The sequence below is a fragment of the Streptomyces sp. NPDC001663 genome, assembly GCF_042893105.1.
Lineage (GTDB): Bacteria > Actinomycetota > Actinomycetes > Streptomycetales > Streptomycetaceae > Streptomyces.
In genome coordinates, this window is record NZ_JBIAUR010000033.1 from 39,322 (window position 1) to 56,432 (window position 17,111).

Annotated in this window: 14 protein-coding genes; 10 read left to right on the plus strand and 4 right to left on the minus strand. The window is 70.1% G+C overall.

The features are described from left to right. Window positions 1–7 precede the first annotated feature (7 nt). Window positions 8–454, minus strand: a complete 447-nt coding sequence (locus tag ACFY1L_RS53875) for an Lrp/AsnC family transcriptional regulator (protein ID WP_388842917.1) — start codon at window positions 452–454, stop codon at window positions 8–10. 154 nt (window positions 455–608) lie between these two features. Between ACFY1L_RS53875 and ACFY1L_RS53880 the strand changes: the two genes are divergently transcribed. Then, complete coding sequence (locus ACFY1L_RS53880; protein WP_388842918.1) at window positions 609–1,793, plus strand: trans-sulfuration enzyme family protein; 1,185 nt, start codon at window positions 609–611, stop codon at window positions 1,791–1,793. A gap of 548 nt (window positions 1,794–2,341) precedes the next feature. After that, a complete protein-coding gene (locus ACFY1L_RS53885; RefSeq protein ID WP_388842919.1) occupies window positions 2,342–3,640 on the plus strand; it encodes an amidohydrolase family protein in 1,299 nt (432 codons plus the stop codon). A 216-nt stretch (window positions 3,641–3,856) separates the two neighbouring features. Here ACFY1L_RS53885 and ACFY1L_RS53890 read toward each other — a convergent pair whose 3' ends face one another. Next, entirely contained in the window at window positions 3,857–5,308 is a 1,452-nt protein-coding gene (locus ACFY1L_RS53890) for a carboxylesterase/lipase family protein (protein WP_388842920.1), read from the minus strand. A gap of 297 nt (window positions 5,309–5,605) precedes the next feature. On the opposite strand from ACFY1L_RS53890, the gene ACFY1L_RS53895 reads away from it, so the two are divergent. Further along, a complete protein-coding gene (locus ACFY1L_RS53895) occupies window positions 5,606–6,397 on the plus strand; it encodes an Lrp/AsnC family transcriptional regulator (RefSeq protein ID WP_388842921.1) in 792 nt (263 codons plus the stop codon). Window positions 6,398–6,545: 148 nt separating this feature from the next. Here ACFY1L_RS53895 and ACFY1L_RS53900 read toward each other — a convergent pair whose 3' ends face one another. Next, window positions 6,546–7,466: a 2-hydroxy-3-oxopropionate reductase gene (locus tag ACFY1L_RS53900; RefSeq protein ID WP_388842922.1), complete on the minus strand. Its 921-nt coding sequence runs from the start codon at window positions 7,464–7,466 to the stop codon at window positions 6,546–6,548. A gap of 271 nt (window positions 7,467–7,737) precedes the next feature. Between ACFY1L_RS53900 and ACFY1L_RS53905 the strand changes: the two genes are divergently transcribed. From ACFY1L_RS53905 to ACFY1L_RS53935, 7 genes are all read left to right on the plus strand, one after another. Further along, on the plus strand, window positions 7,738–9,180 hold the full coding sequence (locus ACFY1L_RS53905; RefSeq protein WP_388842923.1) for an aldehyde dehydrogenase family protein: 1,443 nt from the start codon (window positions 7,738–7,740) through the stop codon (window positions 9,178–9,180). A 45-nt stretch (window positions 9,181–9,225) separates the two neighbouring features. Beyond that, window positions 9,226–11,196: a 3D-(3,5/4)-trihydroxycyclohexane-1,2-dione acylhydrolase (decyclizing) gene (iolD, locus tag ACFY1L_RS53910; protein ID WP_388842924.1), complete on the plus strand. Its 1,971-nt coding sequence runs from the start codon at window positions 9,226–9,228 to the stop codon at window positions 11,194–11,196. Beyond that, complete coding sequence (locus ACFY1L_RS53915) at window positions 11,193–11,963, plus strand: HpcH/HpaI aldolase/citrate lyase family protein (RefSeq protein WP_388842925.1); 771 nt, start codon at window positions 11,193–11,195, stop codon at window positions 11,961–11,963. Before iolD ends, ACFY1L_RS53915 begins: the two co-directional genes overlap by 4 nt. 132 nt (window positions 11,964–12,095) lie before the next feature. Continuing rightward, a complete protein-coding gene (locus ACFY1L_RS53920) occupies window positions 12,096–13,313 on the plus strand; it encodes a Gfo/Idh/MocA family protein (RefSeq protein ID WP_388842926.1) in 1,218 nt (405 codons plus the stop codon). A gap of 4 nt (window positions 13,314–13,317) precedes the next feature. Continuing rightward, the gene (locus tag ACFY1L_RS53925) at window positions 13,318–14,265 is read left to right on the plus strand and encodes an NAD(P)-dependent oxidoreductase (protein ID WP_388842927.1); all 948 of its coding nucleotides are present in this window, start codon (window positions 13,318–13,320) and stop codon (window positions 14,263–14,265) included. After that, on the plus strand, window positions 14,262–15,149 hold the full coding sequence (locus tag ACFY1L_RS53930) for a sugar phosphate isomerase/epimerase family protein (protein WP_388842928.1): 888 nt from the start codon (window positions 14,262–14,264) through the stop codon (window positions 15,147–15,149). The genes ACFY1L_RS53925 and ACFY1L_RS53930 overlap by 4 nt, the downstream gene beginning before the upstream one ends. A 158-nt stretch (window positions 15,150–15,307) precedes the next feature. Then, window positions 15,308–16,156: a sugar phosphate isomerase/epimerase family protein gene (locus ACFY1L_RS53935; RefSeq protein ID WP_388842929.1), complete on the plus strand. Its 849-nt coding sequence runs from the start codon at window positions 15,308–15,310 to the stop codon at window positions 16,154–16,156. 87 nt (window positions 16,157–16,243) lie between these two features. Here the strand turns inward: ACFY1L_RS53935 and ACFY1L_RS53940 are convergent, their stop codons facing one another. After that, window positions 16,244–17,017 (minus strand): GntR family transcriptional regulator, encoded by a 774-nt coding sequence (locus ACFY1L_RS53940; RefSeq protein ID WP_388842930.1) that lies wholly within the window; start codon window positions 17,015–17,017, stop codon window positions 16,244–16,246. Between the last annotated feature and the right edge of the window lie 94 nt (window positions 17,018–17,111).

Sequence of the window (17,111 nt, forward strand, 5' to 3'; positions counted from 1 at the left end):
CCGCCCGTCATGCGGTGGCGTCGGGGGAGAGCGTCTTCATGGTGACGTAGCTGGTCACTGTGGCCACGCCGGGCAGGCTGGCCAACTGGTTGGCGTGGAAGTCCTCGTAGGCCGGCAAGTCGGCGACCTCGACCTGGAGCAGATAGTCGAAGTTGCCGGTGATGTGGTGGCAGGCGGCCACTTCGGGCAGCCGGGTGACCCCACGCTCGAACGCGACCACGTCCGCGCGGGTGTGCCGCATCAGCCGCACCCCGGCGAACACCCGCAGGCTGCGGCCGACCGCGGCGGGATCGATCAGCGCCCGGTAACCGCGGATGACCCCGGCTTCCTCCAGTTGCCGCACGCGCCGCAGGCAGGGTGACGGCGACAACCCGACCCGGGCGGCGAGCTCGGCGTTGCTGATGCGACCGTGCTGTTCGAGCACGGTCAGAATCGACCGGTCCACCTCATCCATGGCGGCAGATTATTGCTCCTAGGGCTCGCCTACCACAATCATGCGCCCGCCCTGAGCGCAATTTGCTGCCAAAGTTGCCCAGAACCGGTCGCATCGGAGCGACGGTCGGCCACGCTTCATTGCGTCAGACCCAACGGTCCACGGAAGGGCAGCCATGCCGGGCAACAGCACCATCACCGTCCACGCCGATCGCGAAATCCACCCCAGCCGCGCCGTGGCACCGCCCATCTACCAGACGGCGACGTTCTGGGCCGAGGACGGCGAGACGTTCGCGCAGGTCGCCGTCGACCCGCGGGGGAAGGACTTCTACACCCGCTTCGGCAATCCGAACCACGCCCAGGTCGCGGCCGTCGTCGCCGAACTGGAGGGCACCGAGGCGGCCATGGTCACCGCCTCCGGGATGGCCGCGCTCACCACCGCCGTGCTGGCCCTGGTGTCCGCCGGTGACCACGTAATCGGGCAGAAGTCCACCTACGGGGGCACGGGCTCGGTGCTGCTGAACCTGCTGCCCCGCCTCGGTGTGTCGACCACCCTGGTGGACCAGACCGACCCGGCGGCGTACGCGAAGGCACTGACCCCGCGGACCCGCCTGATCCTGGTGGAATCACCGAGCAATCCGCTGCTGCAGATCACCGACTTGCGCGCCGTCGCGGACCTGGCCCGCGCGCACGACGTGCTGACCATGGCGGACAACACCTTCGCCACGCCACTGACCCAGCGACCGGCGGACTTTGGCATCGATCTGGTCTGGCACAGCGCGACCAAGTACCTCAACGGCCATTCGGACGTCTCCGCCGGAGTGCTGGCCGGGCCGGCGAAGATCCTGGACCGAATCTGGGACGTCGGCCTGCTCACCGGCGCCACGCTCGGTCCGATCGATGCGTGGCTGCTGCTGCGCGGCATGCGCACCCTGCCCCTCCGGATGCCGCGGCACAACGCCAACGGCCTGGCGCTCGCGGAGGCGTTGCACGACCACCCGGCAGTGGCGCGGGTGCACTATCCCGGCCTGGCGACCCACCCGCAGCACAAGCTGGCGGCCAGTCAGATGAGCGGTTTCGGCGGGGTGCTGGGCATCGAGTTCACCGGCGGTTTCGAAATGGCGGACGTATTCCTCGGCCGGCTGCGCTACTCTCGCCGGTCGGCCAGCCTCGGCGGAGTGGAATCCCTGGCCGTGCATCCGGCGTCCATGTGGCGCGGAATGCTCAGCGAGGAGCAGATCGCCGAGTCTGTTCCGCCGGGCCTGGTCCGGCTGGCCGCGGGCACGGAGGACACGGCCGACCTGGTCGCCGACGCGCTCGCCGCGGCCGACGCGGCGCTCGCCGAAGCTGCGACCACCTGAGTGACCGTTTGCGCTGCTGCGCCGAGGCCGTTGCACGCATGAGGAGACTTGAGGCGCCCCTCCCTCGTCGTGGCCGAGGCCACGGCTGCGGCAGGGCGGCGTGAGCACCATCGACAGCGCGCACCGCACCGTGTGCGACGGCCACACGTCTGCGTGCACGGCGCACCACAACGCTCCGACACAACCGGCCCCCAGAGGTCCAGGAGCTTGCCGAAGAGGCCCTCCGCAGACCGATGCACGGCGCACGTCGACGCGCCCGCTGCTCCGTCTCGAACAGGACCTCGCACTACCGGTCAGCGAAAGCACTGACCTGAGTGGCGCTGGCCGGAGTACCAGCTGTCCTGGCCCTCATGGAACGCCGGCCCGACACCCGCGTGCAGCTGTACTTCACCGACCGCCTGGCGGTGGCGCTCTCCCTCGTCGGCTACCTGCGGGAGAAAGCCCTGAGCGCCCGCGGCTGATCTACGGCCGCGAGCAGAGCCGAGCCGGCCACCACAACACGATCTTGAACAATCCGAAAGCGTCTCGTCTGTGAAGGAGTGCATCCGATGAAGACCCTGCTCACTGGCGGCACCGTGGTCAGCATGAACCCGGCTGTCGGCGATCTCGACCGCGGCGACGTGCTGATCAAGGACGGCGTGATCGTCGAGGTGGCCGAACGGATCGACGCGCCGGACGCCGAGGTGATCGACGCGACCGACCGGATCGTCATGCCCGGCTTCGTCGACAACCACCGCCATTCCTGGCAGACCGCGTTCCGGGGTGTCGGCGCGGACTGGACGTTCTCCGAGTGGGCGGTGGCCATGCACAGCATGGTCAAGCCCTATTACCAGCCCGAGGACGTCTATGTGGGCACCCTGCTCGGCCGCCTGGAGGCCCTGCACTCCGGCGTGACCACGATGCTGGACTGGTACCACGTCGCGCAGAGCCCCGAGCACGAGGACGCCGCCGTCGCGGCGCTGCGGGACGCGCCGGGGCGGTCGATCTTCTGTCTCGGCGCCGGATGGGGCACCCCCGATCCCGTCGACGCCGCCGTCCGCCGCGTCAGCGCCGACCTGGCCGGGGACGGCCTGGTCACCATGGCGTTCGGGCTGCGCGGGCCCGAGTCCACCGGCATGGACACCGTCGCCCGGGAGTTGAAGCTGGCGGCCGAACTCGGCCTCCGCACCAGCCTGCACATCGCCTCCGACGGGACACAGCGCCCGGTCGCCGAGTTGCGCGAGCACGGTCTGTTGCGGGACACCACAACGTTCGTGCACGCCAACGGGATCAGCGACGAAGAGCTGCGGATGCTCGCCGACGCGGGCAGCTCGATCTCGATCAGCCCGGACGTCGAGCTGAAGATGGGGTTCGGCTGGCCGATGACCGGCCGGGTGCTGGCCGCGGGCCTGCGCCCGACGCTGTCCATCGACGACGTCCCGTCGGTCGGCGGCGACATGTTCTCCACGATGCGTACGGCCTTCGCCGTGCAGCGCGGCCTGGACGGCGGCCTGCGCTCCCGGGACCTGCTGGCCTTCGCCACCGTCGACGCCGCCCAGTCGTGCGGACTCGACCGCCGAACCGGCAGCATCACGCCCGGCAAGGACGCCGACATCATCCTCCTGCGCGCCGACGACCTGACCGTGTTCCCGGTCACCGACCCGGCCTCCACCATCGTCAGCGCCGGCCATCCCGGCCTGGTGGACACCGTCCTCGTCGCCGGCCGCGTGGTCAAACGCGACGGCATACTGGTGGGCCTGGACCTGCCGGCGCTGAGGACCCGACTGCTCGAATCACGCAACCGGATCGCGGCGGCCGCCGGCATTCCGCTCGACGGCACATGGCGCCCACGGCCGGAATCGGAGTAGGAGCACTCGGCCGTGCACGTCAGAACGGCGTTCTGGTACAGATCTTGGGGAGCAGTCACGGGGGCGTCACTGCAGTGTTCGACTGTGAGGGCTCGCGGACATCCGCCGGGCCTGTGCAGTCACGGCGACGTGATGGCTGGCGCCCTGCGGGTTGGGAAGGGGACGCTGGCGGAATGGCGGCACGGCCGAAGGGGCCCTTCACGGTCGTCCCCTGTCTCAGTCGAAGTGCCGGATGCGGGCGGCCGTAGTGGGCGTGTAGGGCAGCCAGTCGCTCACCGATCCGGTCGTGACGAACTCGGCCACCGCGGTCGCGAAGGTGTGCCCCAAGGTCCGTACGGCGTCGGTGGGCCTGCCCAGCATCGGGCTGTCCGGGTAGGCGTCGAAGGTGTTGAAGAGGAAGGGCAATTCGCCACAGTGCGTGGCACCGAGGGCGTGTTCGTCCTCGGCCGGCTGGTAGTCGAACTGGTAGACGTAGGTCGCGTTGCCGCCGGCTGCGTGATGGTCGGCGATCCGTAGTGAGCCGTTGCGGAACAGCTCATCGGTCTGCACCGCGGTGAAGACCTGCGACGGTGTGGCCTGCGGAAGCCGGGCGGCATACCGCTGGTACACCTCGTGGGCCTGTTCGCCGAGTTGACCGGTCAGGAGGTCCAGCGCGCCGGAGGCGGTGAGGTGCTGGATGCGCGGGTCGAAGGCGGTGAAGGCCGTCGCCTCGTCCCGGGTGGTACCGATCAGCAGCGACTTGCCCTCCAGGGCGCCGTCCGCGAGCGCCCGCTGCAGGTCGCGGGGAACACCGGGGCAGCCGAGCACCGGATACATGGGTGGGGCGGCGTTGCCGGGACGCGCGAGTTGCCCCGCGAGCCGGCCGTAGGCGGACAGCAGCCGCTCAACGGGCAGCGCGCGCAGTACCTTTGCGGCGTCAGCTCCGCCCGGCACATCGAGCAGCCGCAGGTACGCCTCGGCGTGCTTGGCCGCATTCTGCGGGTCCTGCGGCAGGAGGCCGAAGGGGCCGCTCTGCAGCAGCACCCGGGAGACGAGACCCGAGGTCTGCGGATCCAGCGCCAGCGACAGTGCCGAATACGCTCCGGCCGACTGTCCGCCGACCGTCACGTTGCGCGGATCGCCGCCGAAGGAGGCGATGTTGTCGCGCACCCAGCGCAGTACGGCGGCCTGGTCCTGGGGACCGAGGTTTTCGGCGCCGATCTCCGGCAGGTACAGGTAACCGAGCGGCCCCACCCGGTAGTTCGCGGTCACCACCACGATGTCGCCCAGCGCGGCCAGCCGGCCCCCGTCGTACCAGTCCCATCCTCCGGAGCCGCTGGTGAAGCCGCCCCCGTGCCACCACACCAGGACCGGGCGGGTCGGACCGCCCTCGAACGCCCGTAGCGGAGCGTGGACGTTGACGGTCAGGCTGCCGTCCTCGTTCCAGTCCGGCACGCGGGTTCCCATCACCCGTTCCAGCCGGGAGGCGGCCTGCGGGACCGCCGGTCCGGCCTGCACCGCCTCCCTCACCTCGGACCAACCCGGGTGCGGCTGGGGCGGCGCGAAACGCAGCGCACCAACCGGCGACGCGGCATAGGGGATGCCCCGGAAGGAGACCACCTCCCCCTGCGTGACCCCCCTGACCTTGCCGGGATCCGTCTCCGTGATCCGGTCTCTGATGCCCGTCATCGTGCTCACCTCTCTCGTCTCGGTTGCTCCGAGCCGTTTCTATCCGTGAGCATCGATCTGAGCCAGAATGAGGAGCCTGAAGCGCGAATGAAGGACAAACGATCAGGAAATATGGCGAAAGTAAGCCATCACTTGAATGAAACGGACGGTCGGATCGCCGCCGCGCTACTGGCTTCCCCACGTGCCTCGTGGCGCACTGTCGGGCGCGTCCTGGGCATCTCGGAGCGCACCGTGGTGCGTCGCGCGGCACCGCTCTTTCACGACAGAACGCTGCGCGCAACAGCCATACGCAACCCCGTGTGGTTCCCTGATCTGATTCCGCTGGCCCTGCGCATCCGGTGCCGGCCCAACCAGATCGGCGCCATCGCCGCCACCCTGGCCCGCCGCCCCGACACCATCTGGGTGGACGTCCTCGGCGGCGGCGACGAAATCTGCACCATCCTGTTCCTGGACGGGCCGGACGCACGCAACACGCTGCTGCTGCGCGATCTTCCCGCCACCCCCGCGGTCCAGTCGTGGACCTCTCATGTCCTCCTGCGGGTCTTCCCGGCCGCCTTCGACTGGAGCGGCGGCCTGCTCACGGAAGACGAGCTGGCCGGCCTGCGGCCGGACACATCCGCCCCAGCCGCCCGCTCAGCCCTCCTGCCCGTCGACCACGCGCTGATCGGCGCGCTCGTCGAGGATGGACGAGCCTCATACGCCGACCTCGCCCGCCGCGCCGACACCACCCCCCTCACCGCCCGCCGCCGACTGGAGGCACTGGTGGGCGGGCAGGTCCTCAGACTCGCGACCGAGGTCGACCTCGCCCGGCTGGGCATCCGCACCGAGGCACTCATGTGGATCACCGTCGCCCCCGGCGGTCTGGAGGAGACGGGCCGGCAGCTCAGCCGTCACCCACAAGTCCGCTTCGCCTCCGCCACCACCGGCCCGGCCAACCTCCTCGTGGCCGTCGCCGCAGCTGACCTCAATGCGCTCTACCACTTCGTGAGCGACACCGTCGGCGCTCTCACCCGCATCTCCACCATCGACGTCACCCCCATCCTGACCGGTGTCAAAAGAACCGGTCTGGTCCGCCCAGGCAGCCTCTGAGCACAGAGTGGCGACGGCGGAACCAATTACGGGACAGGGTGGCTCATTTGGTGGGTGCCCCGGGTCACCGCGCCGAGCGTCTCAGGTGTAGGAGACGGGGTCCGCGTCTCGGTCAGCCGATGGGGTTGTCAGACCTCCCCGGGCGGTCTCAATCGATCCGCTCATCACCGGAAAGGCGTTCAACCCCCCGCAGCAGGGCCGAGTGGTCCAGGCCGCCGTCGCCGTTGGCCCGGCAGGACGCCAGGAGTTGGGCGACCAGGGAGCCGACAGGGAGGACCGCGCCGATGGCTCGGGCGGTGTCCATGACGATGCCGAGGTCCTTGTGGTGCAGATCGATTCGGAATCCGGGAGCGAAGTCACGGCTGACCATGGCACCCTGCTTGCGGCTCAGGACCGTCGAGCCGGCCAGGCCTCCGCCGAGGACGGTCAGCGCGGCCGCCAGATCGGCTCCCGCCTTTTCCAGGAAGACGACGGCTTCGGCCAGGGCCTGGATGTTGGCCGCGACGATGAGCTGATTGGCGGCCTTGACGGTCTGACCGGCGCCGTGCGGACCGACGTGCACCACCGTGGTACCAAGCGCGTGGAACAGGGGAGAGGCCTCCTCGAAGTCCGCGGCCGACCCGCCGGCCATGATGGACAACACGGCCTCGACGGCACCCGTTTCGCCGCCGGAGACCGGCGCGTCCAGGACGCGTACCCCCCGCTCGCGGCCCGCCTCCGCGAGTGTGATCGCCGTATGCGGGCTGACCGTGCTCATGTCGATGAGCAGCATCCCGGGGCGGGCGTGCGCCAGGACGCCGGCCTCGCCGAGGACGACCTCGGTGACTTCGGAGAGGGCCGGGAGCATGGTGATCACGACATCGGCGTCCTTGACCGCCTCCGCGATGCTTCCCGCACCGTGGCCGCCCACCGAGACGAGACGGTCGACGGCGGCGCGGCTGCGGTTGTGGCCGGTGACCCGGTGCCCGGCCCGGACGAGGTTGGCCGCCATGGGGCCGCCCATGATGCCGAGGCCGATGAAGGCGATGGAGCGGTGCCGGTCTGCGTGCGAGGTGTCCGTGGTGTCCATGTGCCGTATCGCTTCTTTCTGGGCTGCGGGTCGGCTGCGTGCCCGGGGCGACGGCCTGCTCCGACCGTAGGCCAGGCGCGGTACCCCACTCGTGATGATGGAAAAAAGATGCCATCAATGATGGCCAAATGATTGATTCGAGGGCTTCAGTAACCCCCTGGCGCCGTCCTAGCGTTGCGAGCACGTAAACGGCCTGGCCGTCGGCCCTGCGAGACCCGAGTGCCATGTCCCGCACGGCCGTTCTCTGACGGCTTCCTGAAGGGAGAGGGCAATGGCGCCCGTGGAGTTGCTGATCGGCAGCCGGTGGCAGAAGGTCCGGGGAACCGGGCAGACCCGAGAGGTCAAGTCACCGTTCGACGGCTCGACGGCGGGCACCGTGGCGCTCGCCGGAACCGAGGACGTCGAGACCGCCCTCGCGGCGGCGGAGCGCGGCGCGGCAGTCTGGCGCCGTACGCCCGCCCACGAACGGATGCGCATCCTGCTGCGCGCTGCGGAACTCGCCGACGAGCGAGCCCCGAAGACCGCGCAGACCATCAGCGCGGAGTCCGGCAAGACCATCACCGAGGCCACCGGCGAGGCGTCCCGCTCGGGCGACCTGATCCGGCTCGCCGCCTTCGAAGGCACGCAGCTCTACGGCGAGACTCTCCCGCTCGACGCCAACCGCGGCACCGGGCACGACAAGGTCGGTTTCACGCTGCGCCAGCCCTGCGGGATCGTCGTGGCCATCACGCCGTTCAACTACCCGGCGCTGCTGGTCCTGCACAAGCTCGCCCCGGCCCTGGCGGCCGGCAACGCGGTCATCCTGAAGCCCGCCACCAGCACCCCGCTGACCGCCCTCGAACTCGCCGAGTGCTTCGTGGATGCGGGCCTGCCGGAAGGCGTGCTCTCGGTGCTCGTCGGCTCCGGCTCGGTGCTCGGCGACGCCCTCGTCACCGACCACCGCGTCCGCAAGATCTCCTTCACCGGCTCGACCGGCACCGGCGAGCACATCTCCCGCGTCGCCGGAGTGAAGAAGCTGTCCCTGGAACTCGGCGCCTCCTGCCCCGTCGTCGTCCTGCCCGACGCCGACATCGAGGCCGCGGCGAGCGCCGTCGCCGCGGGCGGCTACGTCAACGCCGGACAGGTCTGCATCTCCGTGCAGCGGGTGATCACCCATCCTGCCGTCACCGGCGACTTCCTGGACGCCCTCGTCCCCAAGGTCGAGGCCATCCGCACCGGCGACCCCTCGTCCCCGGACACGACCATGGGCGCCCTCATCACCTCGGCAGAAGCGGAACGGGTCGAGCGGGCCATCGCCCAGGCCGGTGCGGACGGGGCGCGTGTCCTGACCGGTGGTTCGCGCGACGGAGCGGTGGTGCAGCCCGCCGTGGTCGCCGACGTCGACCCCGAATCCTCGTTCAGCCAGCAGGAGTTGTTCGGTCCCGCGGTGGCTGTTAGCTCGGCCGCCGACTGGGAGTCCGCCATCGCGCAGGCCAACGGCACCGCCTACGGCCTCGGCGCCGGCATCTTCACCTCCGACGTCGCCGGAGCGGTCCGCGCCATCCGGGAGATCGACGCCGGTTCCGTCCACGTCAACTGGACGCCCCTGTGGCGTGCCGACCTGATGCCGTACGGCGGCCTGAAGGGCAGCGGCTACGGCAAGGAGGGCCCCCGCGCCGCGGTCAGCGAGATGACCGAGGTCAAGACCATCGTGCTGCACGGCCGCCCTTGGTGATCCGGCCACCCTCCCTCCGCACAACCCCCGATCAGGAGCCGACTCATGACTGACCGGACGCCACAGCTACAGCACACGGTGCGCCTCACCGTCGCCCAGGCCGTCGTCACCTACCTCTCCCGGCAGTACTCCGTGGCCGACAGCCACCGCCGCCGACTCATCCCCGCCGCGCTCGGCATCTTCGGCCACGGCAACGTGGCCGGACTCGGCCAGGCCCTCGATCAGCTCAGCGACCAACTCCCCTTTGTCCAGGGCCGCAACGAGCAGGCGCTCGTCCACATCGCCACCGCCTACGGGAAGGCGACCAAGCGGCACGCCACTCTGGCCGTCACCGCCTCCATCGGCCCGGGCGCCCTGAACATGGTGACCGGCGCGGGCCTGGCCACCGTCAACCGGCTGCCCGTTCTGCTGCTGCCGGGCGACACGTACGCGACCCGCCGCCAGGGTCCCGTACTCCAGCAGTTGCAGCACCCCATCGAGGCCGACGCCTCGGTCAATGACGCCTTCCGGCCGGTCTCCCGCTTCTTCGACCGCATCACCCGGCCCGAGCAGCTGCTGACCGCGCTGCCCGCGGCGATGCGCGCGCTCACCGAGGTGGACACGGGAGCGGTTGTCGTTTCCCTTCCGCAGGACATCCAGTCGCACGCCTACGACTACCCGGTGGAGTTCTTCGCCGAACGCGACTGGCCGATTCGCCGCCCGGCGCCGGACGCCGACGAGGTCACGGCGGTGGCATGCCTACTCGCCGAGGCCGAGAAACCGCTGATCATCGCTGGTGGCGGGGTCGTGTACTCCGGTGCCGGCGAGGAGCTGGAGGCGCTGGCCGAGGCGGCCGGGATCCCCGTCGCGGAGACGTTCGCCGGCAAGGGCGCCGTCCAGCGCCGCGCCTGGTGGCAGCTCGGCGGCATCGGCCTGGAGGGCACCCCGGCCGTCAACACCCTCGCACGGGAAGCCGACTTGGTGCTCACCGTGGGCTCGCGGCTGACGGACTTCGCCACCGCCTCGCACTCCATATTCCAGAACCCGGACGTGCGGTTCGCCAGCATCAACGTCAACGTGCACGACGCGGGCCGCCTGGGCGCGACCGGGATCGTGGCCGATGCCAAGCGGGCCCTCGCCGCGCTCGCCGACGCCGTACGTGCGAACGGCACCACCACGTCACCGGCCTGGCAGGAGAAGGTGCGCACTCTCGACGAGCAGTGGCAGCAACAGCGTGCCGCCGCGCTCGACCCGGACACGCCCTTCGACTTCGCGTCGCTGTCCGACGACTCCGACGTCGTACGCGACACCGATGCGGCCCTCACCCAGGGCCAGCTGATCGGCCTGCTCCAGGAGCACGCGCAGTCCGGCGACACGATCATTGCTGCCGCCGGCGGTCCGCCCGGTGACCTGCAGAAGGTGTGGGACGCCACCGAAGGCCGCTTCGCCCACCTGGAGTTCGGCTTCTCCTGCATGGGTTACGAACTGCCCGCCGCGATCGGCGTTCGCTTCGCCGAGCCGGACCCGTCGAAGCGGGTGCTGTCCCTGCTCGGCGACGGCACCTTCCTGATGGCACCGACCGAACTGGTCACAGCCGCACAGGAGAAGCTCCCGGTCACGATCGTGATCCCGGAGAACCACGGCTACCAGGTCATCCACCGGCTCCAAATGGGGCGCAGCGGACGGGAGTTCGGCAACGAGTTCCGCTACCGCGACGGCAGCCTGGAGATCGGCTCCGGCAAGCCCGCCCGCCTGGAGGGCGACTACCTCCAGATCGACCTCGTCCAGACCGCGGCGGGCCTCGGCGCCCGCGCGCTCCGCGCCACCACCGCTGACGAGGTGCGCGCCGCCCTGGCCGAGACCCGTGACCACGAGGGTCCCGTCGTCCTCGTCGTCCCCGTGATCCCGCACGCCGACCTGCCCGGTGCCGGGGTGTGGTGGGATGTGGCCCCCGCCGAGGTCTCCGAGAAGGAGGCGGTCGCGCAGTTGCGCCGCGAGTACGAAGACGGCCTGACGACCCAGAGGTGGTACGGATGAATCGCTCCCCGTTGGACCACGGCCGCCTGCGTGCCCGACTGGCAGCAGGCGAGGCAACCTTGGGTACCTTCGTCGGCCTCGCCTCCCCGGTCTCGGCCGAGGTGTGCGCCGCCACCGGAGCCGACTGGGTGCTGCTCGACCTCGAACACGGCGCCGGAGGCGAGGAGCAGGTCCGCACGACCGTCCCCGCCGCGGCAGCCTACGGAGTGCCGACCGTCGTACGTGTCGAGTCCGTGGCACGGATCCGCGTCGGCCGCGTCCTCGACCTCGGCGTCGCCGGAGTCATGCTGCCGCGCCTCGACTCCGCGGCCGAAGTCCAGGAAGCGATACGGCACTTGAGGTACCCGCCCGCGGGGGACCGGGGCGTGGCCACCTACAACCGGGCCTGCCGTTTCGGACTCGACCCCGAAGCCCTGGACCGTGCGGGGGAGATCCTCGGTGTGGTCCAGATCGAGTCGGCGAGCGCGCTGGACGAGGTCGAGGCCATCGCGGCCCTCGACGGTGTCGACGTGCTGTTCGTCGGCCCCCGCGACCTCAGCCACGACCTCGGCGTGCCGGGCGAGTTCAGCGCCCCGGTCTACCGGGCGGCGCTGGAGCGCGTCCGTAAGGCCGCCGCCGACCACGGCAAGGCGTGCGGGCTCCTCGTCAACGACGGCGCGGCCGCGGCCGCCAAGCGGGCCGAGGGCTGGACGTTCATCGGTATCGGCTCCGACTCGACCCTGCTCGCCGCCGCCCTGTCCGCCGCGCTCGGCGAGGCCCGGGCGTAGGCGCTCCGCTGGTCATGCCGCGATGGCTCGTCTTTCGTCTGCGGCGCCGTTGTGGCTGGTCGCGCAGTTCCCCGCGCCCCTAAAGGGGCGTCGTACCTCACCAAGGCCGCTCAGCACCATCAGGAGACATCAATGACCCCCACCACCCCGGGTGCCGCCCGTGAGATAGGCGTTGGACTGATCAGTGTCGGTTGGATGGGCAAGCTGCACAGCCGCGCCTATCAGGCACTGCCGTCCGTCTACCCCGAGCTGGGCATCAAGCCCCGGCTCGTGCACGCCGCCGACACGGCCGAGGACCGCGCGGCTTACGCCCGTGACGTCCTCGGCTACGAGAAGGCCTCGACCAACTACCGTGCCGTTCTCGACGACCCGGGCGTCGAGGTCGTGTCGATCTGCGCACCGAACATCCTGCACCACGAGATCGGCATCGCCGCCGCCAAGGCCGGCAAGCCGTTCTGGATCGAGAAGCCGGTCGGTCGCAGCGCCGAGGAGACCGCCGAGGTCGCCGCCGCCGCCCGCACCGCCGGAGTGGCCACCTCCATCGGCTACAACTACCGGCACGCCCCCGCCGTCGAGCGGGCCCGCCAGTTGATCGCCGAGGGTCGCCTCGGCCGTATCACCAACGTGCGCGCCACCTTCTTCTCCGGCTATGCCTCCGAGCCCAGGGGCGCCCTGTCCTGGCGCTTCAAGCGGGACCTGGCCGGACACGGCGCGCTCGGCGACCTGATGAGCCACGTCGTGGACCTCGTCAGCTATGTCGTGTCCCCGATCAGCGAGGTCTCGGCGCTCACCAGCACCGTCTACACCGAGCGCCCGATCCTGCCCATGGGCTCCGGCACGCACTTCGCGGTGATCGAGGACGGCGAGATGGCGGAGGTGGAGAACGACGACTACACCGCAGCCCTCGTCCGCTTCACCGGCGGAGCCGTCGGCAGCTTGGAGGCTTCCCGCGTCATCGTCGGCCCGCAGTGCGGCATCGGTTTCGAGATCTACGGCACCGACGGCTCGCTCACCTGGAACTTCGAGCGCATGAACGAACTGCGCATCGCCCTCGGCCGCAGCGGCCCCGACCAGGGCTACACCACCGTGCTCGGCAACGGCCACATGGGCGACTACGCCAGCTTCCAGCCCGGCCCCGGCAACAGCATGGGCTACGACGACCTGAAGGTCATCGAGGCCAAGAAGTTCCTTGCCGCCGTGGCCGACATCGAGCACCACAACTCGACGATCGAGGACGCGCACGCCGTCGCCCAGGTGATAGCGGCGGCCGCCGCCTCTGCGGAAAGCGGCTCCTGGCAGCCGGTGCTCGCGGTGCCCGGGGCGAACTTCGGTCATCCGGTGCGGAGCTGATCGTATGAGCAAGCATGTCGTAGTGGCCCTCGGCCCCGTCGACGCCGGCACCGTGGGTCCCGTTCTCGGCGAGCGGGTCACCTTTGTCACCGACCCCACCCCCGACGACCTCGCGGTCGCCGAAGGCGCCATCGTCCGCGCCGACCAGCACGTCGACGAGGACTTCCTCCAACGGACCCCACGGCTTCGGGTCATCGCCCGCACCGGCGTCGGCGTCGACCTGGTCGACTTGGCGGCGGCCTCCGCCCGTGGCATCCCCGTGGTCATCACCCCCAACAGCGGCAGTCGCGCTGTGGCCGAGGGCGTGCTCGCGATGGCCCTGCACCTGACCAAGCGACTGCAACCGCTGACCGAGTTGGTGAGGGCGGGCAGCTGGGCCGAGAGGAGCACCGTTCCGGTCGGCGACCTGGACGGCGCCACCATGGGCATCGTCGGCTATGGCCGCATCGGTCGCCGGGTCGGCGAACTCGCCGCCGCGTTCGGGATGCGGTCCCTCGCCCACGATCCGTACAGCCCCGTGCCGTCCGAGCTCGCCTGCGGCGACCTGGGCGAACTCGTCGAGTCGAGCGACGTGCTCACCCTGCACGCCCCGCTCACCGAGGGCACCCGGCACCTCGTGAACAAAGAACTGCTGGCCCGCGTCAAACCGGGAACGATCCTCATCAACTGCGGCCGGGGAGGCCTCCTCGACCCGGATGCAACCCTGGCCGCCCTGGAGTCGGGCCGGCTGGCCGGCGTCGGCCTGGACGTCTTCGACCCCGAACCGGCCCTCTACCACCCGCTGTTCGACCACCCCGAGGTCGTGCTCACCCCGCATCTGATGGGCATGACCCGTCGGGCGATGACACTGACCTTCCGCGACGCCGCCCGCGGTGTCGCGGACGCCCTCGCGGGCCGGGAGCCGGCCGCGGTCGCCAACCCCGACTGGAACCACCGAAAGGCCACGGCATGACCATCCCATCCCTGAACAGGATCGCCGGCGCGCCCATCTCGTGGGGCGTGTGCGAAGTGCCCGGCTGGGGCTACCAGTTGACGCCCGATCGGGTACTGAAGGAGATGCGAGAGGTCGGCCTGGCCGCCACCGAGATCGGCCCCGAGGGCTTCCTGCCCGGTGAGCCCGACGCCATGGCCCAGGTCCTCGCCCACCACGACCTGCACGCGGTCGGCGGGTTCACGCCGCTGCTGCTGCACGTACCCGGACACGACCCGCTGCCCGAGGTGGACCAGCTCCTGGAGAGCTATGCCGCCTCGAACGCGGAGGTTCTCGTGCTGTCGGCCATCACCGGGCAGGACGGCTACGACTCCCGCCCCGAACTCGACGCGGACGGCTGGAAGCGGCTGCTGTCCAATCTCGACCGAGTGACCTCGTTGGCCGCCGAGCGGGGCGTACGAGCCGTCCTGCACCCGCACGTCGGCACGATGATCGAGAACGGCAGCGAGGTCCGGCGGGTCCTCGAGGACTCGGCGATCTCCCTCTGCCTCGACACCGGTCACCTGCTCATCGGCGGCACGGATCCCGCCGAGCTCACCCGGCAGGCACCCGAGCGCATCGCGCACACCCACATGAAGGACGTGGACGCCTCCCTCGCCGCCAAAGTCCGGTCGGGCCGCCTCACGTACACCGAAGCCGTACGCGAGGGCATGTACCGCCCGCTGGGCGCCGGCGACGTCGACGTGCGGGCCATCGTCACCCATCTCAGCGCGCGCGGATACGACGGCTGGTACGTCCTGGAGCAGGACACCATCCTCACCGAGGAACCCAAGCAAAAGGGCCCGGTAGAGGACGTGTGGGAAAGCGCCGAACATCTGCGCGCGGTGCTTCGCAGCTCCGCGTGATCGTATACGCACCTGATGTGTTTTTGATGGCTTCTTGGGGATTGACCGGCGCGTGCAGGACACTTAAGAATTTCGACGCAGCTTCGCGTCTATTCTTGCCATTGCCGATTGTGGCGCGCCTTGCATCTTTCCGAGCGTGAGAATTGCAGGAAATGGAAATGACTGCTGAGGACCTGTTGGCCACGTGTTGGACCACTGCGGGCGAAGCTGATCCCGCCGGGAATGACCAGCGCAGTCCGCTGGGCCTTCGGGAACGCGCGGAAGCGGCGAGCGCCGCCGGGTTCACGGGCTTCGGGCTGCTGCACGCGGACCTGGTGGAGGCCGAGCGCGAGTACGGGCTTGCGGGCATCCGGTCGATTTTCGAGGACAACGGCCTCGTCCATGTCGAACTGGAAGCCCTCGCCGGCTGGTGGACCGACGGACCCCGGCGGGCTGCGTCGGACGCCGTCCGCCGGGATCTCCTCGAGGCCGCCGAGGCGCTCGGCGCACACCACATCAAGATCCATGGCGATGTCGACGACGGACCGTTGCACCTCGACGTCTGGGCCGAGGAGTTCGCAGCGCTGGCAACTCAGGCGGATGCCGTGGGCGCGCGGGTCGGGATCGAGTTCCTGCCCTGGTCCAATGTCAAGACCGTGCACGACGGACTCCGGCTCGTCGAGGCAGCCGGCCACGCGGCAGGCGGCGTCATCATCGACGTCTGGCACACCGAGCGCGCCCACACTCCGCCGGCAGAGCTGGCGGACGTACCAGGTTCGCGCATCGTGGGAGTGGAGCTCAATGACGCCGACAGCGAGGTCGTCGGCAGCCTCTACGAGGACACTGTCCGGCGCCGCCGCCTGTGCGGGGAGGGCTCCTTCGACCTGCCGGGGATCATCGCAGCGCTCCGTACGGCCGGTTGGTCGGGCCCCTGGGGGGTGGAGATCCTCTCGGACACGCACCGTGCGCTGCCGGTGAGGGAGGCTGCCGAAGCGGCGTACCGGACCGCAGCGGCGCTCCTGAAGTAAGAGCCGCAGGCGTGGTGAGGACGAAACCACGGTCGTCCCCACCACCCCTGCTTTCACCTGCCTGCCGCGCATCGGGCGCCCAACCTCCTACGTCCGTACCAGCAGCTGGAACTCGAACACATACCGCGCGGCGTGGTAGAGATGCGTGCCGTACTCCACGGCCTCACCGCCGGCGTCGTACGCCGTGCGCCGCATGGTGAGCAGCGGCGCACCCGCGGGTTCCCCGAGGTATTCGCCCTCCTCAGCAGTGGCCGTATGGGCGCCGACCGCCTGATGGGCGCTGTGCAGACCGATGCCGGCCGCGCGCAGGAGCCGGTACAGACCTGTGGTCTCCAGCAGTTCGGTGTCCAGGTCGAGCAACAGATCGGTGGGAAGGTAGTTGCGCAGGACGGCCACGGCGAGTCCGTTCGCATACCGGATCCGCTCCAATCGGGCCACGCTGTCGCCCTGCTTGATGCCCAGAGCCGCGGCTACCTCGGTAGACGCAGGGACGACGTCGTTGCGTACCACCCGTGTGCTCGGACCCTGCCCCGCCTCCATCAGATCGTCATAGAGACTGGTGAGCTCCAGAGGGCGCTTGACAGTGCTGTGGACGACCTGGGTGCCGACGCCTCTGCGCCGTACCAACAGCCCTTTCTCGACCAGGGCTCTGATGCCTTGCCGGACGGTCGGCCGTGACAGACCGAGCCGTTCGGCAACCTCCACTTCGTTACCGAGCAGGTCGCCCGGCAGGAGCAGGCCACGGTCGATGGCCTGCTCCAACTGCTGGGCGAACTGGTAGTACAGCGGTACCGGACTCGTGCGGTCGATCGCGATGTCCAGCGCCGCTGTACTGCCCACGGCTTTTCGGCGCCCGGGCATGCTCAGTGGTTGCGGGGGAAGCCGAGGTCGACGCCGGCGGGGGCGTCGGCGGGGTCGGGCCAGCGGGTGGTGACGACCTTGCCGCGGGTGTAGA